Genomic DNA, 23,539 nt, shown 5'->3' on the forward strand with positions numbered 1-23,539 from the left:
AGAATTTCGATGTGGGTCGTTGCGCAACGAGGCGCCGTGCGCCGCGTAGCCGTATCTCCGCCTAGTCGAAAGTTCTTCTGTGAGCACTTCCACCCCTGTCCGCCCCGAGCACCTCGGTGTCATCGCGCAACATCCGTCCGTCCGCAAGCTCGCCATGGTCGCGCTCGCGCTCGGTGGCTTCGGGATCGGGACCACCGAGTTCGTGGCGATGGGGCTGCTGCCCGAGATGGCGTCGAGTCTCGGGATCACCGAGCCGACGGCCGGGCACGTCATCTCGGCGTACGCGCTGGGTGTGGTCGTGGGCGCGCCTCTCATCGCGGCGCTGACCGCACGGGTGCCCCGGAAGACGCTGTTGATCGCGTTGATGGCGGCGTTCACGATCGGCAACGCCGCCACCGTGTTCGCGCCGAACTACGGCGTGCTGATGGCCGCGCGGTTCGTGGCAGGCCTCCCGCACGGCGCCTACTTCGGTGTGGCGGCCCTCGTGGCGGCGCACCTCGCGGACCGCGGCCAGCGGGCCAGGGCGGTCGCTCTCGTCATGATGGGGCTGTCGGTGGCCAACGTCGTCGGCGTTCCGGTCGCCTCGTGGCTGGGTCAGACGCTCGGCTGGCGCAGCGCCTTCGCGCTCGTGGCGGTGATCGGTGTGGTGACACTGGGCGCGATCTGGTCGTGGGTGCCCGCGCTCGCCGCAATGCGGATGTCGAATCCCCTCACCGAACTCGGTGCCCTGCGCCGCGCGCAGGTGTGGATGACGCTGATCATCGGCATGGTCGGATTCGGTGGCATGTTCGCCGTCTACACGTACATCAGCACGACGCTCACCGACGTCGCCGGGCTGTCGCGGTCGCTGGTGCCGCTGGCCCTGATGATCTACGGACTGGGCATGGTCGCGGGCAATCTGATCGGCGGCCGGCTCGCCGACCGGGCGCTGATTCCCGGCCTGTTCGTATCGATGACGGCACTCGGGGTGTTGCTCGGCATCTTCGTGATCGCCTCCCACAACCCGTACACGGCGCTGCTGCTGGTGTTCTTCGTCGGTGCGGCGGGTGCGTCGATGGTGCCCGGACTGCAGACCCGGCTGATGGACGTCGCCGCCGACGCCCAGACCCTCGCCGCCTCGCTCAACCACGCGGCACTCAACATCGCGAACGCGTTCGGGGCGTGGATCGGTGGTGTCGTCATCGCGGCCGGCTACGGCTACACGGCGCCCGCCGCGGTCGGTGCGCTGCTCGCCGTGGCGGGACTCGTGGTCCTCACCGTGGCGGTCGCGATGGAACGCCGCAGCGCCCGTTCGTCTCGGTAGCCCGCGGTGTCGTACGCGTCCGCTACGGTGCTTGCCGTGCCACACATCATCACCACCGTCAATGTCAACGGCGTGCGCGCCGCCGCCCGCAAGGGGCTCACCGAGTGGATCGAGCGCACGGAGGCCGACGTCGTCTGCCTGCAGGAGACGCGGGCGTCCGACGAGCAACTGGCCGAGACGCTCGCGCCCGCCCTGGAGGGCGGATGGAACCTGGTGTCCGCGGAGCCGTCGTCGAAGGGGCGCAACGGCGTCGCGATCCTGTCCCGGAAACCTGCCGACGCCTTCCGCATCGGCCACGGTGACGACGAGTTCGCGACCGCGGGCCGCTACCTCGAGGCCGACTTCGACGACCTGACCGTGGCGAGCCTGTACCTGCCCTCCGGGGAGGCCCAGACACCCCGGCAGGAGGAGAAGGAGCGGTTCATGGACTCCTTCGCCCGGTACCTCACCGACACCGCAGCGGCTGCCGTCGCGGCGGGCCGGCACGTCGTGGTCTGCGGCGACTGGAACATCGCCCACACCGAACTCGACCTGAAGAACTGGAAGACCAACAAGAAGAACTCCGGTTTTCTCCCGAACGAGCGGGAGTGGCTCGGGGCCCTGTTCGCCGAAGACGCGCACTGGGCCGACGTGGTCCGGCAGCTGAATCCCGACGTCGCCGGACCGTACTCGTGGTGGTCGTACCGCGGGAAGGCGTTCGACAACGACTCCGGCTGGCGCATCGACTACCAGATCGCCACCCGGGAACTGGCGGAGCGGGCCAAGCAGGCCGTCGTCGAGCGCGCCGAAACCTACGACCAGCGGTGGTCCGACCACGCGCCGGTCACCGTCCAGTACCGGTGACGGCCGGTATCTGATTCGTGTCGTCACGGCGCACGTGAAAAGATCAGTACTCATGTCGACCCCTGCAGCTCAGAAGCCCACCGTGAAACCGCGGGTGCTCTCCGGCATCCAGCCCACCGCCGACTCGTTCCACCTCGGCAACTTCCTGGGTGCCCTGCAACAGTGGGTGCCTCTGCAGGACGACTTCGACGCGTTCTACTTCATCCCGGACCTGCACGCGATCACGGTGGCGCAGGACCCGAAGGAACTGCGCCGTCGTACGAAGATCGCGGTGGCGCAGCTGCTGGCGCTCGGAATCGACCCCGACCGTGCCACGCTGTTCGTGCAGAGCCAGGTGCCCGAGCACGCGCAGCTGGCGTGGGTCCTCAACTGCATCACCGGTTTCGGTGAAGCGAGCCGGATGACGCAGTTCAAGGACAAGTCGGCAAAACAGGGCAGTGAGAACGCGAGCGTCGGCCTGTTCACGTATCCGGTGCTGATGGCTGCCGACATCCTGCTCTACCGCCCGCAGCGGGTCCCCGTCGGCGAGGACCAGCGTCAGCATCTCGAACTGGCCCGCGATCTCGCTCAGCGGTTCAACACCCGGTTCGGGAAGGCGTTCGTGATTCCCGAGGCCCAGATCATCAAGGGCACCGCCAAGATCTACGACCTGCAGGATCCGACGTCGAAGATGAGCAAGTCCGGTCCGAGCCCCGCCGGCCTGATCAACCTCCTCGACGACCCCAAGGTGTCGGCGAAGAAGATCAAGTCCGCGGTCACCGACAACGAGCGGGAGATCCGCTACGACCCGCAGGCCAAACCCGGTGTGAGCAATCTGCTCACCATCCAGTCCGCGCTGTCCGGGACTCCGGTCGAGACGTTGGTGGCCGGGTACGAGGGCAAGGGGTACGGCGACCTGAAAACCGATACGGCAGATGTCCTCGCCGAGTTCGTGACACCGTTGAAAGCGAAGGTGGAAGGGTATCTCTCGGACGAGGCAGAACTCGATCGGATCATCGCCGCCGGTGCTCACCGCGCCCGTGAGGTGTCGTCGCAGACTCTGGCGGCCGTGTACGAGAAGGTTGGGTTTCTGACACCGAAGGGATGAGCACTGTGGCTGACGAACCGAGTTTTCTCGACAGGCAGCGGGCAGCGCGCCCCTGGTTCGACCATCTGATGCGGGCCGGACAGCGGTATCAGCAGCAGAAGGGTGACTATTACGCGGCGGGGATCACGTATTTCAGTGTGCTCGCACTGATTCCGATCCTGATGGTCGCGTTCGCCATCGCGGGTTTCGTCCTCGCCGGGCAGCCGGAGTTGCTGCAGGAACTGCAGGACAGCATCACCAAGAACGTTCCCGGAAGTCTGGGTGACACGCTCAACACGGTCATCGATTCGGCGATCGCGTCCCGTGCCAGCGTGGGTGTTCTCGGTCTGCTCGGTGCCGCGTACGCGGGACTCGGGTGGATGGCGAACCTGCGCGACGCGCTGACGGCGATGTGGGAGAGCCAGCGCGAGTCGAAGGGATTCGTCCGGACCAAGCTGGGCGACGCGGCCGTGCTGCTCGGGCTGGGTCTGGCGATGGTGGTCTCTCTCGGATCCTCCGCGCTGAGTAGCGGTCCCGTGGCGCGCACCGTCGTCGAGGTGCTCAACCTCGAAGACGTGACCGGGATCGACGCCGGGTTACGCGCACTGTCGACGGTGGTATCGCTGGTCGCGACGTGGGCGGTGTTCGCCTGGGTGATCGCCCGACTGCCGCGAGAGCCCGTCACGTTCCGCAGTGCGCTCAAGGCGGCCCTGCTCGCGGCCGTGGTGTTCGAGATCTTCAAGCAGGTCGGTGCCATCTACCTGTCGGCGGTGACCGCGGGTCCCGCCGGTGTGGCGTTCGGCCCGATCATCGGTCTGCTCGTATTCATCTACCTGACGTGCCGGATGCTGCTCTTCTCGACGGCGTGGGCCGCGACCACCCGCGCCAGCCTCGCGCTCGCGTATGTGCCGCCGCCGGATCCGGCCGTCATCAACCCCCGGATCGAGGTGCACGAGGGGCCGGGCGTGCGTGGGGGACTCGCCCTGGTCGGTGTGGGCGCCGTCGCGGCGCTCGGGTTGTCCGGACTGTTCACCCGCAACAAGCGCTGAGGCGGGTGCCGCTGCCCGTCAGCGTCTGCGGGACAGCCGGCGTGCGCAGAGCACCAGCACCAGGACGACGGCCGCCCCGACGATCCCCACACCCGCCCGCAGGGCCAGCGTGTTGTCGGGGTGGTCGGAACCCGACGCGACGACGGAACTCGTCGCAGCGGCCGAATCCTGTTGCGGCGGTGCGGCAAGCACCGCCGCAGACCCTTCGTCGGCCGGATACAGGTCCTCGAGTGACCCCACCCGGGCGTCGCGGTCGAGGGCGAAACCGTAATCCAGCAGTCGTGCCGCCTGCTCCCACGGCCGGATCGGCTGGGCCTCGGCGCCCATCAACGTCACCATCAGGCGGCGACCGTCGTGATCGGCGCCGCCGACATAGGTGTGGCGGGCGTCGTCGGTGAATCCGGTCTTGCCGCCCAGTGCGCCGTCGTAGTTGTAGAGCAGCTGATTGTCGTTGGCCAGTGCGAACGGGGGCCGGTCCTGATCGTCCGGGATCGCCGGGTCCTTCGGGAAACCCGGGAACTGCACCGTCTCGGTGGAGATCAGCTCCGCGAACGTCGGGTTCTTCATCGCGGTGTGGAAGATGAGCGCGAGGTCGAATGGCGAGCTGCTCATGCCGGGGCCGTCGAGCCCCGACGGCGTCGCGGTCCGCGTGTCGTGCGCGCCGAGGGTGTCGGCGAGGTGGTTCATCTTGTCGACCGTGGCGGCGTCGCCGCCGAGTTGCCGGGCGAGGAGGTGGGCCGCGTCGTTCCCCGACGCCATCACCAGGCCCTGCATCAACTGCCGGTTCGTGTACTGACCGTTCTTACCGATCCCGACCGCGCTGCCCTCCGCCGCGGCGTCCTCGGCGGTGGCCGTCACGGTCTTGTCGAGATCCAGTTCGTCGAGCGCCACGAGAGCCAGCAGCATCTTGATGGTGCTCGCCGGCCGGTAGCGGCCGTGCGGGTCCTTCGCCGCGAGCACGTCGCCGGTGTCGATGTCCGCGACCACCCAGCCGGACGCCGCGATGTCGGCGGGCAGCGCGGGCGCGTCGTCGGGAAGGATCACCCCGCACCCGGCCAGCTTCGGTCCGCCCACCGGCTCGTCGGGCACCGACACGGCGCTCGGTGTCGGATCACCCGGCTGGGGTACCTCGGACAGGTCGATCGCAGGCGCGGGGGCCGACCGGTTGGGGCAGTTGTCGGTGTTCGGGGTGGTGAACGGTGCGGAGGTGGGGGAGGAGGGCACTGTGGGCGGAATCGCCCCGGCAGCACTCACCGAGAGTCCGGCCAGCAGGGTCCCGGACACGACCGCGGTACACACTCGACGCCACATCATCGAAGAGGCAGCGTATGCGACGACAGGTCGACTTCCGAAAACGGACGCGTGTCGACACGATTTCGTGACGTCGTCGCGACCGTTCCGGAAGACGGACGCCGGATCAGATGAAACCCATGCCCCGGACGGCGTCGCGTTCGGATTCGAGTTCCGCAACAGACGCGTCGATCCGCTTCCGCGAGAAGTCGTCGATCTCCAGCCCGTCCACGATCTGCCACGCCCCGCCGACCGAGCGAACCGGGAACGAGCTCACCAGACCCTCCGGCACGCCGTAGGCGCCGGGGGAGGGCAGCGCCACGGACGTCCAGTCGTCCTCGGGGGTGCCGAGCACCCAGTCGTGCACGTGGTCGATCGCGGCGTTTGCGGCGGAGGCCGCGGAGGATGCGCCGCGAGCCTCGATGATCGCGCTGCCACGGTTCGCGACCGTGGGAATGAAGTCGCCGGTGAGCCATTCGCGGTCGGCGGCGAACTCGGCACCGGACCGGTCACCGACCCTCGCATGGAAGATGTCGGGGTACTGGGTGCTCGAGTGGTTGCCCCAGATCGCGACGCGGCTGATGTCCTTCACCGCGGCCCCGGAGTGCCGTGCCAGCTGGGCGATCGCGCGGTTGTGGTCGAGCCGGGTCAGCGCCGTGAACCGGTCCGCAGGGACGTCCGGGGCGTTGTTCGCGGCGACCAGCGCGTTCGTGTTGGCGGGGTTGCCCACGACCAGCACCCGGACTCCGTCCGCGGCAACCTGGTTGATGGCCCGACCCTGCACGGTGAAGATCTGCCCGTTCGCGGCCAGGAGGTCGCCACGCTCCATACCCTTGGACCGAGGACGTGATCCGATGAGGAGAGCCACGTCGGTGCCGTCGAAGCCCCGCTTCGGGTCGTCGTGGACCTCGATGTCGCGGAGCAGGGGGAAGGCGCTGTCGTCGAGTTCCATCGCGGTACCTTCGGCAGCGGACACGGCGGACGGAATCTCCAAGAGCCGCAGCCGAATCGGGGTGTCGGGTCCGAGCATCTCGCCTGCGGCGATCCGGAACAGCGCCGCGTAGCCGATGCTGCCTGCCGCTCCGGTGACCGTGACCACTGCGGGACTGGGCGACTGCGCCATGGGTGAACCTCGCTGTCCGTCGGGAGCATCTGCTTTCGACACTAGCGCGGAGATTTCACCGTGGGACCGCGCGGGCAGTGAGGTTGGACACGACGCAGGGCGCCCCCGACCGGTGTGGTCGGGGGCGCCCGGGAACGTGCTCGGCAGACCTGGGGTCAGCGTGCGAAGAGCAGCGCGCGCTTGACTTCCTGGATCGCCTTCGTCACCTGGATGCCACGGGGGCACGCGTCGGTGCAGTTGAACGTGGTCCGGCAACGCCAGACACCGTCCTTGTCGTTGAGGATGTCGAGACGCTCCGACGCACCCTCGTCACGGCTGTCGAAGATGAAGCGGTGAGCGTTGACGATGGCGGCGGGACCGAAGTAGCTGCCGTCGCTCCAGTACACCGGGCACGATGTGGTGCAGCAGGCACACAGGATGCACTTGGTGGTGTCGTCGAAGCGTGCCCGGTCGTGCTGCGACTGGATGCGCTCACGGGTGGGCTCGTTGCCGGTGGTGATGAGGAACGGCTTCACGGCGCGGAACGCGTCGAAGAAGGGCTCCATGTCGACCACGAGGTCCTTCTCCACCGGCAGGCCCTTGATGGGCTCGACGGTGATCGTGACCGGCTTGCCGTCCTTGGGCAGCATGTCCTTCATGAGGAGCTTGCAGGCCAGGCGGTTGACGCCGTTGATCCGCATCGCGTCCGAACCGCACACGCCGTGGGCGCAGCTGCGGCGGAACGTCAGGGTGCCGTCGAGGTAGCCCTTCACGTACAGGAGCAGGTTCAGCATGCGGTCCGTCGGCAGAGCCGGAACCTGGAAGCTGTCCCAGTGCTGGCCCTCGCCGGACTCCGGGTTCATTCGCGCGATCTTGAGGGTGACCATGACGGCGCCCTCGGGCACGGGAGGGAGATCCGACTTGTTCTCGCTCTTGTCGACTGCAGGTGCGCTCATCAGTACTTCCGCTCCATCGGCTCGTAGCGGGTCTGGACTACCGGCTTGTAGTCGAGACGGATGTCGGAGAGCAGGCCGTCGCCCTCCTTGTATGCCATCGTGTGCTTCATGTACTCGGCGTCGTTGCGGTCCGGGTAGTCCTCGCGGGCGTGGCCGCCGCGCGATTCCTTGCGGTTCAGCGCGCCCACGACGGTGACCTCCGCCATTTCGAGGAGGAAACCGAGCTCGACGGCCTCGAGCAGGTCGCTGTTGTAGCGCTTGCCCTTGTCCTGCACCGTGATGTGGTTGTAGCGCTCCTTGAGGGCGCGCACGTCCTTGAGGGCCTGGGTGAGGCGCTCTTCGGTACGGAACACCGAGGCGTTGTTGTCCATGGACTGCTGCAGCTCGCTGCGGATGTCCGCGACACGCTCGTGACCGTGGTCCGACAGGATGGTGGCCATCCAGTCGTCGACCATCTTCTCGGGCGCCTCGGGCATGTCGACGAACTCGCTGTTGTTGGCGTGCTCGGCGGCGGCGATGCCGGCGCGTCGTCCGAAGACGTTGATGTCGAGCAACGAGTTGGTGCCGAGACGGTTCGCGCCGTGGACGGAGACGCAGGCGCACTCGCCGGCGGCGTACAGGCCCTGGACGATCTCGTCGTTGTTGCGCAGAACCTCACCGTTGATCCGGGTGGGGATGCCGCCCATGACGTAGTGGCAGGTGGGGTACACCGGCACCGGTTCCTTGACCGGGTCCACACCGAGGTAGGTGCGGGAGAACTCCATGATGTCGGGGAGCTTCTCGTCGAGAACTTCCTCGGGGATGTGGGTCACGTCGATGTAGACGTAATCCTTGTTCGGTCCCGCGCCGCGTCCCTCGAGGACCTCGAGAACCATCGACCGCGCGACGATGTCACGGGGGGCGAGGTCCTTGATGGTGGGGGCGTAGCGCTCCATGAACCGTTCGCCGTCGGCGTTGCGGAGGATGCCGCCCTCACCGCGCACGGCCTCGGAGATGAGGATGCCGAGCCCGGCCAGGCCTGTCGGATGGAACTGGTGGAATTCCATGTCCTCCAGCGGAAGGCCCTTGCGGAAGATGATGCCCATGCCGTCACCGGTGAGGGTGTGCGCATTGGACGTCGTCTTGTACATGCGTCCCGAGCCGCCGGTGGCGAACACGATGGACTTCGCGTGGAAGACGTGGATCTCGCCGGTTGCCAGCTCGTAGGCGATGACGCCGGTGGCGACCGGGCCGTTCTCCGTCTCGGTGATCGCGATGTCGAGGGCGTAGAACTCGTTGAAGAACTCGACGTCGTGCTTGACGCAGTTCTGGTAGAGCGTCTGCAGGATCATGTGACCGGTGCGGTCCGCGGCATAACATGCGCGGCGCACGGGGGCCTTACCGTGATCGCGGGTGTGACCACCGAAACGACGCTGGTCGATCTTGCCCTCGGGCGTGCGGTTGAACGGCAGACCCATCTTCTCGAGGTCGAGCACCGCGTCGATGGCCTCCTTGGCCATGATCTCGACGGCGTCCTGGTCGGCGAGGTAGTCGCCGCCCTTGACCGTGTCGAAGGTGTGCCACTCCCAGTTGTCTTCCTCCACATTCGCCAGCGCGGCGCACATGCCGCCCTGGGCCGCGCCGGTGTGGCTGCGGGTGGGGTAGAGCTTGGTCAGTACCGCGGTGCGGGCGCGGGGACCGGCCTCGATCGCTGCGCGCATGCCGGCGCCGCCGGCGCCGACGATGACCACGTCATAACGGTGTTCCTGCATGAAGTCTGTGCTCCCCTAGCTCGCCGAGATATTGGGGTCGAAGGTGAAGATGACGTACGTGCCGAGGCCCATGATCAGGATCATCGAGAGAACGAGGATCGTGGTCAGCCAGAAGCGCGTGGAGTCCTTGCGGGAGTAGTCCGCGATGACCGTGCGGAGTCCGTTTCCGCCGTGCAGCTGGGCAAGCCACAGCATGGTGAGGTCCCAGAACTGCCAGAACGGGCTGGACCAGCGGCCTGCGACGAACGCGAAGTTGATGCGGTGCACACCGTCGTCGAGCATCAGCATGATGAAGAGGTGGCCGAGCACGAGGAAGATCAGTGCGAGTCCGGAGAACCGCATGAACAGCCAGGCGTACAGCTCGAAGTTGTTCTTCGACGTCCGGCGTGGAGAGCGCGGGTTGTCCAGGCTGGCGGGACGGTCGTAGGTCTTGCCGAGACTCTTGGCTTCTGTCGTCATGTCAGTGCCCCGCAAACATGTTGTAGAAGATGCGGCCGGCGCCCGGGATCATCACCAGGAACCAGATCGCGAGGATTACCCAGAGCATCAGGCGCTGGTACTGCGGTCCCTTGGACCAGAAATCCACCAGCATCACCCGGACACCGTTCAGTGCGTGGTACAGCACCGCGGCGACGAGCGCGAGCTCCATGAGCCCGACGATCGGGTTCTTGTAGGTCTCGATGACACTGTCGTACGTGTCGGGATTCACGCGCACCAGCGCGGTATCCAGCACGTGCACGAATAGGAAGAAGAACGTCATTACGCCTGTGATCCGGTGCAAAACCCAGGACCACATTCCGGGGTCGCCCCGGTAAAGCGACCGTGTGCGCTCCTTGGCCGGAGCGGCTTCAGTCGTAGTACTCATCGAGTGCTGTGCCTCCAACGTCATTGGTGGACGTGTCGAGTCTGCGCAGCGTTGCGGATATACCACAACTAGGGACCCGACGTGATCCTGAACCGACTTCTCTGAACTCTAAACCCAACGGAAACGGGGGAACTAATTCGAGTCGGGGTTCGTACGCCCCCCGCAAATGAAGTTAGGTTTGCCTCTCCAATACAAATTGGGCCGTCCCGGGCGAATCTCTGCATCCATTCAGCCCACGTGATTGGATGGGAAACTATGGTCGAGATCGATTGGAAACTGTTGCGCGCCAACGCGCATGAGGTGATGGGCAGGGCCTACGCGCCCTACTCGGGCTTCGCGGTGGGAGCGGCGGCGCTGGTGGACGATGGGCGAATCGTCGTCGGATGCAATGTGGAAAATGTCTCATACGGGTTGGGGCTCTGCGCCGAGTGCGTACTGGTCGGTAACTTATTTGCCGGCGGTGGCGGGCGATTAATCGCCTTCACCTGCTGTGACGCGAGTGGCGACATACTCATGCCGTGCGGACGCTGCCGGCAGATTCTCTTCGAGCACGGCGGCCCCGCACTGCTCGTCGACCACCGGGCCGGCGTGCGCCCATTGGAACAGCTGCTGCCGGACGCTTTCGGTCCGGAGGAGAAGGGGAGAATCAGCCATGCATGACGCCTCGTCGATCATCGCCGCCAAGCGCGACGGCAGGGAACTGTCCGGTGCAGAGATCGACTGGGTGGTCGAGGCATTCACCCGGGGGGTCGTGGCCGACGAGCAGATGTCGGCGCTGGCCATGGCGATCTACTTCCGCGGGATGACGCGCGAGGAGGTGAGCCGCTGGACCACGGCGATGATCTCGTCCGGTCGCCGCCTCGACTTCACCCACCTCGGCCGCCCCACCGTGGACAAGCACTCGACGGGTGGTGTCGGCGACAAGATTACGCTTCCGCTCGCGCCGCTGGTCGCCGCGTGCGGCGCCGCGGTTCCGCAACTGTCGGGACGCGGGCTGGGTCACACCGGCGGAACCCTCGACAAGCTCGAGTCGATCCCCGGCTGGTGCGCCGACCTCGACACCTCCGAGATGGCCGAAATCCTGTCCGATCCCGCCGTCGGAGCCGTCGTGTGCGCCGCGGGCTCGGATCTGGCACCGGCGGACCGGCGGTTGTACGCGCTCCGCGACGTCACCGGGACGGTCGAGTCGATTCCCCTGATCGCCAGCTCGATCATGAGCAAGAAGATCGCCGAGGGCACCGGCGCGCTCGTGCTCGACGTCAAGGTCGGGTCGGGCGCGTTCATGAAGAAGCTCGACGACGCGCGCGAACTCGCCCAGACGATGGTCGACCTCGGAAACGACGCCGGAGTGCGGACGATGGCGTTGCTCACGGCGATGGACGCGCCACTCGGCCACACGGCGGGCAATGCGCTGGAGGTGCGGGAATCGCTGGAGGTGCTCGCCGGGGGCGGCCCGTCCGACGTCGTGGAACTCACTCTCGAGCTCGCGCGAGAAATGTTGAAGGCAGCCGGAATCGACGGTGTCGACCCGGCCGACAAACTGCGGGACGGGTCCGCCATGGACCGCTGGCGGAGGATGATCGCCGCCCAGGGCGGCGACCCCGACGCGCCGCTACCGACGGCCCGGCACACCGAGGTGCTGCTGTCCGAGTCGGACGGGGTGGTGTGCGATCTCGACGCCATGGCGGTCGGGCTCGCCGCATGGCGGCTCGGCGCGGGTCGGGCGCGACAGGGCGAGCCGGTGCAGGCCGGGGCGGGCGTAGAGTTGCACGCGAAGCCGGGGGAGACGGTGTCGGTGGGCACCCCGCTCGTCACGCTGCACACCGACACGCCCGAACGGTTCGCCGCGGCGAAAGCCGCACTTTCCGAAGCCTGGACCGTCGTGGCCGACGCGCCGTCGGTGGCCACGCCGCTCGTCATCGAGCGGATAGAGGATCCCTCACGCTAACGTCGACGCATGACCGCACTGGATCTGTCGGCCCTGCGCCGAGCGCCGAAGGTGTTGCTGCACGACCATCTCGACGGAGGTCTCCGGCCCGAGACGGTCCTCGAACTCGCCCGCGACTGCGGCTACGACGCGCTGCCCGCCGACACCGCGCCCGCGCTCGCCACGTGGTTCCGGGAGGCCGCCGACAGCGGTTCGCTCGAGAGATACCTCGAGACGTTCGCCCACACGGTCGCGGTCATGCAGACACCCGCCGGGCTCGAACGCGTCGCCCGCGAATGCGCCGAGGACCTCGCCGGCGACGGGGTGGTCTACGCCGAGGTCAGGTTCGCCCCGGAGCAGCACCTCGAGGACGGGTTGACCCTGGACGAGGTGGTGGAGCAGGTCCTGCTGGGATTCGAGGCCGGGGAGTCGGCGGCAGAGGTGCGCGGTCAGAACATCCGGATCGGCGTCCTGCTCACCGCGATGCGGCACGCAGCGCGGTCCCGGGAGATCGCGGAACTGGCGATCCGGTTCAGGGACCGCGGTGTCGTCGGTTTCGACATCGCCGGCGCCGAGGCCGGGAATCCGCCCAGCCGCCACCTCGACGCCTTCGAGTACATGCGGGGCAGCAATGCACACTTCACCATTCACGCGGGTGAGGCGTTCGGTCTGCCGTCCATTCACGAGGCCATCGCGTTCTGCGGGACGGACCGGCTCGGACACGGGGTCCGGATCACCGACGACATCACGATCGGCGACGACGGCGTCCCGGTGCTGGGAAGGCTCGCGAACTATGTGCGGGACAAAAGGATTCCCTTGGAACTGTGTCCCAGTTCCAACGTCCAGACCGGGGCCGTGGACGCACTCGAGAATCATCCGTTCGACCTGCTCGCCCGGCTGCGGTTCCGGGTGACCGTCAATACCGACAACCGGCTGATGAGCGATACCAGCATGAGTCAGGAGATGCTCCGCCTCGTCGAGACGTTCGGTTACGGCTGGACAGATCTCGAGCGCTACACCATCAACGCCATGAAATCGGCCTTCATCCCGTTCGATCAGCGGCTGCAGTTGATCGACGAGGTGATCAAGCCGGGATTCGCCGTGCTGGTGGGCTGAGCGCCCCGAGGGCGGACGCTCACACCGTCCGCAAGCGGGCCTCGAACTCCCGCTCGAGCGTCCGCCACGCCTCGGCCTCGGCGTCGAACGGTGCGCTGGGCGCCATCCGCGTCGGATCCGGGTTGAGGACGAACGAGACGTACCAGCCCAGCGGCTCGGACGTCGCGAGTGCGGTTTCCACCGAATCGTCGTCGGCGAAATCGGCTGCATCGGTGAACAATTCGACGGCGAGGTCGAGCTGATCGGCATCGACGGATTCCGGGCCCGCGGCCAGGTCGTCGGCGAGACCGGGCAGGACGTACACATTCTCGTCGGTGACCTCGACCTCGAGCGATCCGTCGACCGCCGCCACCTGGATCTCCTCGTACGTGCTCACCTGCGCGAGGGCGTGCTCGTGGTTGTCGGCGAGATACCGAGCCAGCGCGCGTTCGGACGTGAAGACGAAGATCGCGCCGTCACGCCCGAGGAAGATCGCGTCGTCGTCGAGGTAGCAGCGGAGCGTGAAGTAGGTCTCCCCGGACGTGATGATCTTGACGGGGTCGACACCCACCGCCCCCCAGAACGAATCGTCCTCCTCCTCGTCCTCGGTATCGAGGTCGAGCGCGACGAACTCTTCGTCTTCCTCCGCCTCTTCGGCCACGTCGTCCACGTCGACGGTGTTCTCGTCGGCGGCCACCAGTTCGGCCTCGGCGACGGCTACCGCCTCGGCGTCCACCTCGGGGGTGGCGACGATGTTGTCGACGGCGTCGAGGACGTCATCCCAGCCCTTCGCGATGGCGGTGCCGATCTGGGCCCACAGCTCCTCGCCCTCGCGGCCCTCGAATGCGCTGGCGCCTGCGGGCAGCGCGCCGAGGATGGGGTTCGCGTTGAAGAACTTGGTGACCGCGTCCAGCTCGCAGACCTCACCGATGTTGCGCACCATGTTGAGCGTGTCTTCGAGTTCGCTCACGACGAGGGCCTCGGGGTCGCTCGCCGCCAGCTCCGGAACACCGATCAGATCGAAGCAGAAGTTCTCGTCGGGCTCGAGTTCGGCGGCGGACAGTCCGGACACCACACTCCAGGCGGGGTGCTCGACGAGATCGTTGTCGGTGTTCGTGCGGATGAAGGCAGCGAGTTCTGCCACTGATTCGAACCCGTAGAGGTCTTCCTCGTGACCAAGGAATGCTTCCCACTCGTCGTCGCCCTCACGCCACCGTGGTGCCCACAGTGTCACGAGGTCGCCGTCGGTGAGACCGAGTTCGATCGGGACGATGTCTCCAGCCATGGCGCGAAGCCTATCGACCCCGCGGCCAAAGTTATACCCGGGCTGTGTGCGGACCGTTTCCGACGCCCGCCGCCGCCGTGTCGCAGCAGCCGCGACCGAGTCGGCCCAACGGGGCGAGCGGTGCGTATCGGAGCCCTACCATGACTTTCACAATGCGTCGAGTAGTTCGAGCAGGGAGCATGTTCCGGACCGGCGAGGTAACTCGACGACCCCGACGGCGACGGTCGTTCGTCTCCTCGATCGCAGTGCCGGGGATGTGCGCGGCGACCATCGCGTGCGGCACGTCGGAGGCCTCCGGGTCGGATTCGCCGGAGTGGGGGACCGAGTGGTCCAGCGCCGAACGGCCGTCGTCGACCGCTCAGCTCGACGGTCCCTCCCCGTCGCGCTGTCCATCCCGTGCGCCCGTCCCCCGTCGCTGCGACGGACGGTCGCCACCATCTGACGGCCGGGGTCCACGTGACGAACACCGCGGCCGATTCCCGGCCTCGCGGGCATGGTCGACGAATCCGGCGTTGGCCGAGAGCGTGCCGTTCGAGTTCGACGCGTTCGACCTGGCAGGGCACACGACGCTCGAGGACGTCACGTATCTGCCCACTCCGGAACCCCGTACCGACGAGATGCCGCTCAGCCAGACGGTCGTCGACTTCGCCGGGGAGTGACGGTCACACCTTTCCGAACCCGTCCTGCAGCGTCGTCATGACCCGGGCGCGCTGTTCGGTGGCGAGCCGAGCGGCCTCCTGGGTGGTGCTCGTGATCATCGTCGCGAGTGTGCGGGCGTCGAGCGTCGAGATGGAGTCGTCCATCCAGAGACCGGTCAGTGTGCCGTTCCCGTCGACCTCGGCCGTGACCTGATCGGACTCGCTCGACGCGCGCGCCTTGATCGCCTGAAGCCCGGCGAGGGCCTCCTCGAGCAGATTCACCTGTTCGGTGGCCCGCCCGACGATCGCATTCATGTCGTGTTCGCTCACAGTGGTCGCATCCAGCTCGTCGGGGTGGGTTCTTCCTCGTCCTCGATCGCCTGCGCGGCGGCGACGTCGGCGCGGGTGGGCAGACCGAGCTTGTCGAGGATCTCGGCGGGCATGCCGTCACGGGCGAGTTCGTCGCGTCGCCGCGCCCCGGCCTCCATGGCCGAGCGCCTGCAGAGCGTCAGGATCTCGTCCGCGAGCCGCTGACCGCCGTACCGGAGTTCGCGCGGATCGATGCGGAGTTCGAGCGGCAGGCCCTGCTCGGTGGCCCGGACCGAGACGGTGCCGGAGCGGTTGCTCACTGCGGCCGTGGTCCCGGCCGGGGGTGGGGTGGGGGGAAACATGATTCCTGTCATTCCGTGGGTCGGTAGAAGCCGTAGAAGCCCATGCCGCTGTTGCTGGTTCGAATCGGACCGACCTGCACGGGATCGCCGGCCTCGACGAGCTGGCCGTTGCCGATCACCATCGCCACGTGGCCGTCCCAGACGGCGAGGTCGCCGGGCATGAGGTCGCCCGGGTCGACCGCGGTGCCGACGTTCTGCTCCTGCGCCAGACGCGGAAGACCCACGCCCGCTTCGCCGTACGCCCACTGTGTCAGCCCGCTGCAGTCGAGGCCCTCGCCCGGCGACGTCCCGCCCCAGACATACGGGACACCCTGCTGCGACAGGGCGTTGCGGACGGCGTCCGCCGCCTCCTTGTTGGGGGCGACGGCGGTGCTGCCGTCGGGCAGGACCACCTCAACGCCCTCGCCGCCGTGTGCGGAGTCCGAGGTGGACGGCCCGTGGCCGGTATCTCCGGACCTGCCGGTGAGGGAATCCGCGCGGGATCCGCCCGAGCCGCGTCCGCCCGACGAGCGCGCGGCCGGGGCGGCGATGCTGGTCAGGCCCGACATCGGCGACGCGCCCGAGGAACTCGCGAACCCGGAGGCCGCGCGGCTGACCGCCTCGGAGCCCGCGGGTGCGACGGGGGCCGCGGACGCGGGGACCGTGCTCGCCGCGGACGTGCTCGCGGGGGCGGTGGCGGCGGGCGCGGCCGGGATGTCTTCGGCCGGTGTGAGGGCGACCATCCGGCCGGTCTGTTCGCCGAGTTCGGCCCGCACCTTCGCGACGACCGCGGTGGCCCTGCCGAGGTGGTCGAGTGCCGCCGCGATGATCATCGCCTGACCGGGCGGGGTCGCCAGGGCGGGTCCGGCCGCGACCGCGAGGGAGATGAACGACTGCAGGATCTCCTCCAGTTGGAGCATTCCGGCCCGGACGATCTCGGAGGCCTCGGCGACGACGGCAGCCATGTCGTTGCCGCGATCGGAGACCGCGACCGTCGCCCGCTGCGCCTCTTCGGTCTTCACGAGCGCACCCGTGCCACCCCTGCCCTGCCAGTCGCCGTAGACGGAGCTGATGCCGGTGCGTCCGGTGTCGTGGACGGCGTCGATGGCGACCGAGGACGCGCGCAGGGCGTCGGCCGGTCCGCCGGCGGGGAGGACGCCGCTGCCGAACGCCCCGAGCAGATCGATGATCGGGCGGGTGAGGAGATCGATGGGGATCACGGTCAGGCCTCCAGCCCGACCGCATCCGCGGCGAGAGCGGCCGTGGTGGCGGCCTCGGTGCCCTCGTAGGTGGCGGCGTTCGCGAGGGCGGTCGCGCTGATCCCGCCGAGCATGCCGGACAGTTTCTCGATGGAAGCCAGGTGCGCGGCGTGCGCCGTGGCGAACGCGGCGACGAAGTCTCCGCCGATCACCCCGAAGACCGGTCCGAGCAGGAGCGGCCCCGCGGCGGCTGCCCCGAGACCCGCGGCCTGCATCTCCGCTGACATGGTCGCGGCCGTGGCCGCGAACTCGGCGACACTCGCGGTATCCGCCCTCAAGTCGTTCATCGTCATCCCCCCAGTCGGATTTGATACCGGTCACCATATTGGACGCAGGTGAGACCGAATCGGTTCCACCCCCGATACGCCGAGAATCGCTCTCCTGCGAAATCTCGCCCCGCGCCCCCTTATTCTTCGAACATGAACACGCACGTCGTCGACCATCCGCTCGCAGCGGTCCTCCTGACAACGATGCGCGATGCGCGCAGCGACAATGCCACATTTCGCGCCGCCTTGCGAAGGCTGACACACATGTTGGTGTACGAGGCGATGCGCGAGGCTCCGGTCGAGACGTTCGACGTGGTCACGCCCATCGCCACGACCGATGGGGTGCGGCTCACCCATCCGCCGTTGCTCGTTCCCGTCTTGCGCGCCGGACTGGGCATGGTCGAGCAGGCCAGCAGCCTGATCCCGCAGGCCCGAGTCGGTTTCGTCGGCATGGCCCGGGACGAGGAGACGCATCTGCCGGTGCCGTACCTCGAGTCGCTCCCCGCGGACCTGTCCGGCATCCCGGTGTACGTTCTCGACCCGATGCTCGCGACCGGCGGTTCGATGGTGTACACGATCGAGTTGCTCGTCGCTCGCGGCGCCACGCACGTCACCGCCGTGTGTGTCGTCGCCGCGCCCGAAGGTGTTGCCGCCCTCTCGGCGTCGGGTCATCCCGTGCGACTCGTCACCGCCGCGGTCGACGAGGGGCTCAACGAGGACGCGTTCATCGTCCCCGGCCTCGGCGACGCCGGGGACCGTCAGTTCGGGCCGCGCTGACTCCTCGGCTACAGGGCTTCGGCGAACTCGCGCAACAGGTTCAACCGGGTCGCGGCCCTCTCGCGGGCTGCGGGTAGCGCCGATCGATCGGGCACCGGGACGACCGCCTCCAGGTAGCACTTGAGCTTGGGTTCGGTTCCCGAGGGCCGCACGACCATCCGGACGGTGGACCCCGCGAGAACGACCGCGTCGGTGCGGGACTGCCCCCGCAGTTCCGCCAGATCCGTGGCCTCGACGGGTTCGCCGGCCAGTTCGGCAGGCAGATCCGACCGCAGGCGTCGCATCATCGCGGTGATGTCCGCGAGGTCGGTGACACGTCGCGACACCTGGTCTCCGGCGTGCAACCCGAATTCGAGCGCGTAGTCGTCCAGCCTGTCGAGGAGTGTCGACCCCTCCGCCCGCAGCGTCGCGGCGAGGTCGGCGGCCACCACCGCGGCGGAGATACCGTCCTTGTCGCGCACCGACTCCGGGTCGACGCAGTGACCGATCGCTTCCTCGTACGCGTACACGAGACCCTCGCCGGCCCGCACGAGCCACTTGAAACCGGTGAGGGTGCGGGCGAAGCGGGCGCCGCGGGCCTCGGCGAGCTTTCCGAGGAGGGCGGACGAGACGATCGTCGTCGCGACGAGCGAATCGGCCGGGGCGGCCGCGAGGACGTGCTCGCCGAGCAGGACCCCCGTCTCGTCGCCGCGGAGCATCCGCCAGCCGTCCGGCCCGCGCACGCCGACCGCGCACCGGTCGGCGTCCGGGTCGAGGGCCAGCGCAATGTCGGCGCTGACCTCCGCGGCGAGAGCGAGGACGGCGTCCGCGGCCCCCGGCTCCTCGGGATTGGGGAACTGGACGGTCGGGAAGTCCGGGTCCGGGTCGAACTGTGCGGCGACGGTGTGGACGTCGGTGAATCCGGCGGATTTCAGTGCGGTGACCGCGGTCTCGCCGCCGACACCGTGCATGGCGGTGAGCGCGATGCGCAGTGTCCGCGACCGTCCCGTCGGCAGGGACGCGACCCGGTCGACGTAGTGGTCGAGGAGTTCCTCGGACGCTGGTGTCACCGGGGTGCGCGGCACGAGGTTCGCCGGCCCGACCCGGGTGATCGATGCTTCGATCTCCCGGTCGGACGGCGAGATCAACTGGGCGCCGCCGTCGAGGTAGACCTTGTACCCGTTGTCGGCGGCGGGGTTGTGGGAGGCGGTGATCTGCACGCCGGCCGCGGCGCGGAGGCGGCGGACCGCGAACGCGACGATCGGCGTGGGGAGCGGGCGGGGGAGGAGGACGACCGAGAAACCCGCGGCCGCCAGTACTTCCGCCGCGGCGACCGCGAACTTCTCGGATCCGTGCCGCGCGTCGCGCCCGACGACGACGGTGGAGCCGCCCAGACATCGGTCTTTCAGCCAGGCGCTCAGCCCGGCCGTCGTGCGGATCACCACGGCGAGGTTCATGCCGTTCGGCCCTGCCCGCACCGGCCCGCGCAGACCCGCGGTCCCGAAACTCAGCGGAGCGGCGAAACGGTCGGCGAGCTCGTCTGCGGAGAGATTCGCGAGTTCCGCCCGGGTTTCGGGGTCGGGATCGGCGTCGATCCAGTCCGCGATCGCATCGTTCACAAGCGTTCCACCAGTTCTCGCAGGAGACCGCCCATGCGGTCGGCGGACGCCCGGCCCGCGGCGAGGACCTCCTCGTGGTTCAGGTGCTCGCCGGTGATGCCGGCCGCGAGATTCGTCACCATCGAGATCCCGAGGACACGGGCGCCGAGCGCCCGCGCCGCGATCGTCTCGTGGACGGTGGACATGCCGACGAGGTCCGCGCCGATCGTCCGCAGCATGCGGATCTCGGCGGGGGTCTCGTAGTGCGGACCCGGCAGCCCGGCGTAGACGCCTTCGGTCAGCGACCCGTCGATGTCGCGGGCGAGGGCCCGCAGTTCGGGGTCGTACGCGTCGACGAGGTCCACGAACTCCGCGCCCACGAGAGGTGACCGGGCCGTGAGGTTGAGGTGATCGCTGATCAGCACGGGTTGTCCGACGGTGAAGTCCTCGCGGATTCCGCCGGCCGCGTTCGTCAGGATGACGGTCGTCGCTCCGGCGGCAATGGCCGTCCGCACCGGGTGGACGACGGACGACAGGGGATGGCCCTCGTAGGCGTGGGTGCGGCCGAGCAGGACGAGGATCCGCTTGCCGCCCACCTCGACGGAGCGGATCGTTCCGGCGTGCCCCGCGGCGGACGGCGGTGTGAACCCCGGTAGATCGGCCATCGGGACGGTGCAGAGTGATTCGCCGAACCGGTCGGCGGCGGCATTCCACCCCGATCCGAGGACGACGGCGATCGAGTGTTCGGCGCAGTTCGTGTGCGCGGCGAGCGCGGCGGCCGCGGCGTCTGGCGTTCCCATGAGGCGATAGTCTTCCACCCATGCCTTATCTCGATCGCGACGGCGACGTATTCATCCTGTACCTCGGCAACGAGGGCGAGACGGACGACGAGAACCGCTTCCATCCGGACTGGATCGACGCCACCCACGCCGCGCTGGACGAGGTGGAAGCCCACGAGGGTCCCGCCGCGCTGGTCACGACCGCGACGGGCAAGTTCTTCACGAACGGTCTGGACACCACGTGGATCTTCGCCAACACGGACAAGCTCCCGGAATACCTCGATCGTGTGCACACGATCTACAGCCGCCTCCTCGCGTTCCCGATGGCCACCGTCGCCGCCGTACAGGGGCACAGTTTCGGTGCCGGCGCGATGCTCGCCACGTCGCACGACTTCCGGGTCATGCGCGCCGACCGCGGGTTCTACTGCCTCCCCGAGGTGTCGCTGAACATGCCCTTCACCGTGGGGATGTCGGCGCTCCTGAACACCCGTCTGCCCAAGCAGACCGCGGTGGAGGCGATGACGACGGGCCGCCGCTACGGCGGTTCCGACGCGCTCGCCGCGGGCATCGTCGACGAGATCGCGGACGGGGACGGCGTCCTCGCGGCCGCCGTGTCACGGGCCGCCGCACTGACCGCCACCCGCGGCGCCAACCTCGCCGGGATCAAGCGCGGAATCCATCACGACGCCCTCGCCGCGCTCGCCACGGTGACGGACAAGAGCAACTTCAGCTTCGGGTGAGAGAATGAGCACGTGAATGCGGATGTCGAGGCGGCGGTCAGGTCAATCGAGACCGATCTGATCGCGCTGTCCCATTCGATCCACAGCGAACCCGAACTGGCGTTCGAGGAGTTCCGGAGCGTCGCGAAGATCACCGAACTGCTCAAACGCAGCGGGTTCGACGTGCAGTCGGGCATCGCGGACCTGCCCACGGCGTTCGACGCCACCTTCGGCAGCGGCGACCTCGTCATCGGAATCTGCGCCGAGTACGACGCGCTGCCGGAGATCGGTCACGCGTGCGGGCACAACATCATCGCGGCGTCCGCGGTCGGTGCCGGCGTCGCGCTCGCCACGGTCGCCGACCGGCTCGGGATCACGGTGCGGGTCATCGGGACGCCCGCCGAGGAGAGCGGCGGCGGAAAGATCGCCATGCTCGAGAAAGGCGTCTTCGACGATGTCGCGGCCGCCCTGATGGTGCATCCGGGTCCGATCGACATCACTGGAGCGACGTCCCTCGCGCTGGCCGACATCGCGGTCACGTTCACCGGCCGCGAAGCGCACGCGTCGGCCGCACCGGAGTTCGGGCGCAACGCCGCCGACGCCGCGACCGTCGCCCAGGTCGGGATCGGCCTGCTGCGCCAACACCTCTCGCCGGGGCAGCAGATCCACGGGATCGTCTCCGACGGCGGCACCGCGCCCAACATCGTTCCCGCACGCTCCGAAATGCTCTACTACCTGCGCGCCGAGACGGCGTGGGCGCTGTCCGAGCTGACGACACGCGCGGAGGCGTGTTTCGCGGCCGGCGCACTCGCCACCGGGTGCACGCACGAGATCCGGACGGTGTCGCCCACGTACACGGAACTGACGCCGGACCCGTGGCTGGTCGCGACGTACCGGGAGCAGATCATCGACATGGGACGGACACCGTTGCCGCTCGAGTGGGAGGGCGTCCGTCCGCTGGGCAGCACCGACATGGGCAACGTCACCAACGTCCTGCCCGGAATTCATCCCGTCATCGGCCTCGATTCGGGCGGCGCGGTGACGCATCAGCCTCGGTTCGCGGCGGCGTGCATCACCGAGTCCGCCGACCGCGCTGTGATCGACGGAGCGATTGCGCTGGCTCGCACGGCAGTTCGCGCGGCAACGGACGACACACAGCGGGTGCGGTTGTTGGAAGGAGTTGATCGCCGGTGAACGCGGCAGTCGACAAATGGATTCTCGCTCACACCGACGAACTCTCCCAGTGGCGTCGACACATCCACGCCAATCCCGAACTCGCGCGACACGAATACGCGACGACGGAATTCGCGGCGACCCGGCTGGCCGCGGCCGGTCTGTCGCCCGAACTGCTGCCCGGCGGGACGGGCCTCACGTGTGATTTCGGACCGTTGGACGGTCCCCGCATCGCGTTGCGCGCCGACATCGACGCCCTTCCGCTCCAGGAACTCACCGGCGCCACGTACTCGTCGACGGTGCCGGGCGTGTCGCACGCGTGCGGACACGACGCCCACACCACGATCCTGCTGGGAACGGGTCTGGCGCTCAGCGAGATCCCCGACCTCCCGGTGGGTGTCCGACTGATCTTCCAGCCCGCCGAGGAGGTCATGCCCGGCGGTGCGCTCGAGGTCGTCGCTGCCGGACGGCTCGAGGGGGTGTCGCGAATCTTCGCCCTCCACTGCGATCCGCGGCTCGCGGCCGGACGGGTCGGGGTGCGGCTCGGCGCGATCACGTCCGCGGCCGACACCATCGAGGTCGTGCTCGACTCACCGGGCGGCCACACCTCGCGTCCGCACCTGACCACCGACCTCGTGTTCGCGCTGGGCACCGTCGTGACCGGGTTGCCGGGCATGCTCAGCCGGCGGATCGACCCCCGCACCGGCACCGTGATGGTATGGGGTGCCGTGAGCGCCGGCCGGGCGCCCAACGCCATTCCGCAGACCGGCATGATGACCGGCACCGTGCGGACCGGCGATCACGAGACGTGGGAGATGCTCGAGCCGCTGGTCCGGGAGATCGTCCACGGTCTGCTCGCGCCCACCGGGGTGCGGTACCAGCTCAACTACCGCCGCGGCGTCCCGCCCGTCGTCAACGACGAGGTGTCGACGCGCATGTTCGAGGACGCCATCCGCACGGTCGGCCCGGACGCCCTCGCCGACACGCCGCAGTCCGGCGGCGGGGAGGACTTCTCCTGGTATCTCGAAGAGGTTCCCGGCGCGATGGCCCGACTCGGCGTCTGGTCGGGCGTCGGCGAGCAACTCGACATCCACCAGCCCACGTTCGATCTGGACGAGCGAGCGCTGGGCGTGGGGGTCCGGGTGCTGTCGAGCCTCGTGCTGGGCTGA

The 23,539-nt window shown here is 68.4% G+C and carries 25 protein-coding genes; 12 read left to right on the forward strand and 13 right to left on the reverse strand.

Annotation, left to right across the window (positions count from 1 at the left end):
• Window positions 1-79 precede the first annotated feature (79 nt).
• From FND50_RS13725 to yhjD, 4 genes are read left to right on the forward strand one after another with little or no spacing between them, the layout of a single operon-like run.
• On the forward strand, window positions 80-1,303 hold the full coding sequence (locus FND50_RS13725; protein WP_005257001.1) for an MFS transporter: 1,224 nt from the start codon (window positions 80-82) through the stop codon (window positions 1,301-1,303).
• 36 nt (window positions 1,304-1,339) lie between these two features.
• A complete protein-coding gene (locus FND50_RS13730) occupies window positions 1,340-2,146 on the forward strand; it encodes an exodeoxyribonuclease III (protein ID WP_144286118.1) in 807 nt (268 codons plus the stop codon).
• Window positions 2,147-2,198: 52 nt separating this feature from the next.
• The gene (gene trpS / locus FND50_RS13735) at window positions 2,199-3,233 is read left to right on the forward strand and encodes a tryptophan--tRNA ligase (protein ID WP_005256998.1); all 1,035 of its coding nucleotides are present in this window, start codon (window positions 2,199-2,201) and stop codon (window positions 3,231-3,233) included.
• Complete coding sequence (yhjD, locus tag FND50_RS13740) at window positions 3,230-4,261, forward strand: inner membrane protein YhjD (RefSeq protein WP_144286119.1); 1,032 nt, start codon at window positions 3,230-3,232, stop codon at window positions 4,259-4,261. The genes trpS and yhjD overlap by 4 nt, the downstream gene beginning before the upstream one ends.
• Window positions 4,262-4,279: 18 nt before the next feature.
• On the opposite strand, the gene FND50_RS13745 is transcribed toward yhjD, so the two are convergent.
• From FND50_RS13745 to sdhC, 6 genes are all read right to left on the reverse strand, one after another.
• Entirely contained in the window at window positions 4,280-5,560 is a 1,281-nt protein-coding gene (locus FND50_RS13745) for a D-alanyl-D-alanine carboxypeptidase family protein (RefSeq protein WP_144289050.1), read from the reverse strand.
• Between the two features lie 118 nt (window positions 5,561-5,678).
• On the reverse strand, window positions 5,679-6,674 hold the full coding sequence (locus FND50_RS13750) for a malate dehydrogenase (protein ID WP_144286120.1): 996 nt from the start codon (window positions 6,672-6,674) through the stop codon (window positions 5,679-5,681).
• A 155-nt stretch (window positions 6,675-6,829) separates the two neighbouring features.
• On the reverse strand, window positions 6,830-7,609 hold the full coding sequence (locus FND50_RS13755) for a succinate dehydrogenase iron-sulfur subunit (protein ID WP_005256985.1): 780 nt from the start codon (window positions 7,607-7,609) through the stop codon (window positions 6,830-6,832).
• Complete coding sequence (sdhA, locus tag FND50_RS13760) at window positions 7,609-9,360, reverse strand: succinate dehydrogenase flavoprotein subunit (protein WP_005256984.1); 1,752 nt, start codon at window positions 9,358-9,360, stop codon at window positions 7,609-7,611. The genes FND50_RS13755 and sdhA overlap by 1 nt, the downstream gene beginning before the upstream one ends.
• Window positions 9,361-9,375: 15 nt before the next feature.
• Window positions 9,376-9,819, reverse strand: coding sequence for a succinate dehydrogenase hydrophobic membrane anchor subunit (locus tag FND50_RS13765; protein ID WP_005239887.1), 444 nt, complete (start codon window positions 9,817-9,819; stop codon window positions 9,376-9,378).
• 1 nt (window position 9,820) lies between these two features.
• Window positions 9,821-10,156 (reverse strand): succinate dehydrogenase, cytochrome b556 subunit, encoded by a 336-nt coding sequence (sdhC, locus tag FND50_RS13770; protein ID WP_025432265.1) that lies wholly within the window; start codon window positions 10,154-10,156, stop codon window positions 9,821-9,823.
• Between the two features lie 324 nt (window positions 10,157-10,480).
• Here sdhC and FND50_RS13775 point away from each other — a divergent pair, with 324 nt between their 5' ends.
• From FND50_RS13775 to FND50_RS13785, 3 genes are read left to right on the forward strand one after another with little or no spacing between them, the layout of a single operon-like run.
• Window positions 10,481-10,885, forward strand: a complete 405-nt coding sequence (locus tag FND50_RS13775; RefSeq protein ID WP_005239890.1) for a cytidine deaminase — start codon at window positions 10,481-10,483, stop codon at window positions 10,883-10,885.
• Complete coding sequence (locus tag FND50_RS13780; RefSeq protein WP_144286121.1) at window positions 10,878-12,173, forward strand: thymidine phosphorylase; 1,296 nt, start codon at window positions 10,878-10,880, stop codon at window positions 12,171-12,173. The genes FND50_RS13775 and FND50_RS13780 overlap by 8 nt, the downstream gene beginning before the upstream one ends.
• Window positions 12,174-12,182: 9 nt before the next feature.
• Complete coding sequence (locus FND50_RS13785) at window positions 12,183-13,268, forward strand: adenosine deaminase (protein WP_005256982.1); 1,086 nt, start codon at window positions 12,183-12,185, stop codon at window positions 13,266-13,268.
• Window positions 13,269-13,287: 19 nt separating this feature from the next.
• Here the strand turns inward: FND50_RS13785 and FND50_RS13790 are convergent, their stop codons facing one another.
• Complete coding sequence (locus FND50_RS13790) at window positions 13,288-14,532, reverse strand: hypothetical protein (RefSeq protein ID WP_007296661.1); 1,245 nt, start codon at window positions 14,530-14,532, stop codon at window positions 13,288-13,290.
• Window positions 14,533-15,044: 512 nt separating this feature from the next.
• Here FND50_RS13790 and FND50_RS36095 point away from each other — a divergent pair.
• Complete coding sequence (locus FND50_RS36095) at window positions 15,045-15,191, forward strand: hypothetical protein (RefSeq protein WP_172650429.1); 147 nt, start codon at window positions 15,045-15,047, stop codon at window positions 15,189-15,191.
• Window positions 15,192-15,194: 3 nt separating this feature from the next.
• On the opposite strand, the gene FND50_RS13800 is transcribed toward FND50_RS36095, so the two are convergent.
• The 4 genes from FND50_RS13800 to FND50_RS13815 are packed head-to-tail and all read right to left on the reverse strand — an operon-like array spanning window position 15,195 to window position 17,366.
• On the reverse strand, window positions 15,195-15,500 hold the full coding sequence (locus FND50_RS13800; protein ID WP_144286122.1) for a YbaB/EbfC family nucleoid-associated protein: 306 nt from the start codon (window positions 15,498-15,500) through the stop codon (window positions 15,195-15,197).
• Window positions 15,497-15,841: a hypothetical protein gene (locus tag FND50_RS13805; RefSeq protein WP_144286123.1), complete on the reverse strand. Its 345-nt coding sequence runs from the start codon at window positions 15,839-15,841 to the stop codon at window positions 15,497-15,499. Before FND50_RS13805 ends, FND50_RS13800 begins: the two co-directional genes overlap by 4 nt.
• 8 nt (window positions 15,842-15,849) lie before the next feature.
• Window positions 15,850-17,040, reverse strand: a complete 1,191-nt coding sequence (locus FND50_RS13810; RefSeq protein WP_144286124.1) for a C40 family peptidase — start codon at window positions 17,038-17,040, stop codon at window positions 15,850-15,852.
• Window positions 17,041-17,042: 2 nt separating this feature from the next.
• Complete coding sequence (locus FND50_RS13815; protein WP_186301282.1) at window positions 17,043-17,366, reverse strand: type VII secretion target; 324 nt, start codon at window positions 17,364-17,366, stop codon at window positions 17,043-17,045.
• A gap of 132 nt (window positions 17,367-17,498) precedes the next feature.
• On the opposite strand from FND50_RS13815, the gene upp reads away from it, so the two are divergent.
• Window positions 17,499-18,122 (forward strand): uracil phosphoribosyltransferase, encoded by a 624-nt coding sequence (upp, locus tag FND50_RS13820; RefSeq protein WP_005572116.1) that lies wholly within the window; start codon window positions 17,499-17,501, stop codon window positions 18,120-18,122.
• Window positions 18,123-18,130: 8 nt separating this feature from the next.
• Here upp and FND50_RS13825 read toward each other — a convergent pair whose 3' ends face one another.
• Both FND50_RS13825 and FND50_RS13830 read right to left on the reverse strand, forming a co-directional pair.
• Window positions 18,131-19,720: a phospho-sugar mutase gene (locus FND50_RS13825; protein WP_144286126.1), complete on the reverse strand. Its 1,590-nt coding sequence runs from the start codon at window positions 19,718-19,720 to the stop codon at window positions 18,131-18,133.
• Window positions 19,717-20,499, reverse strand: coding sequence for a purine-nucleoside phosphorylase (locus FND50_RS13830; RefSeq protein WP_144286127.1), 783 nt, complete (start codon window positions 20,497-20,499; stop codon window positions 19,717-19,719). The genes FND50_RS13825 and FND50_RS13830 overlap by 4 nt, the downstream gene beginning before the upstream one ends.
• Window positions 20,500-20,519: 20 nt before the next feature.
• Here FND50_RS13830 and FND50_RS13835 point away from each other — a divergent pair, with 20 nt between their 5' ends.
• The 3 genes from FND50_RS13835 to FND50_RS13845 are packed head-to-tail and all read left to right on the forward strand — an operon-like array spanning window position 20,520 to window position 23,539.
• Complete coding sequence (locus FND50_RS13835; protein WP_144286128.1) at window positions 20,520-21,218, forward strand: enoyl-CoA hydratase/isomerase family protein; 699 nt, start codon at window positions 20,520-20,522, stop codon at window positions 21,216-21,218.
• Between the two features lie 12 nt (window positions 21,219-21,230).
• Window positions 21,231-22,391: a M20 family metallopeptidase gene (locus tag FND50_RS13840; protein WP_005239922.1), complete on the forward strand. Its 1,161-nt coding sequence runs from the start codon at window positions 21,231-21,233 to the stop codon at window positions 22,389-22,391.
• Window positions 22,388-23,539, forward strand: a complete 1,152-nt coding sequence (locus FND50_RS13845) for a M20 family metallopeptidase (RefSeq protein ID WP_144286129.1) — start codon at window positions 22,388-22,390, stop codon at window positions 23,537-23,539. The genes FND50_RS13840 and FND50_RS13845 overlap by 4 nt, the downstream gene beginning before the upstream one ends.

It is taken from the genome of Rhodococcus sp. WB9 (assembly GCF_007558985.1).
Taxonomy (GTDB): Bacteria; Actinomycetota; Actinomycetes; order Mycobacteriales; family Mycobacteriaceae; genus Rhodococcus_F; species Rhodococcus_F opacus.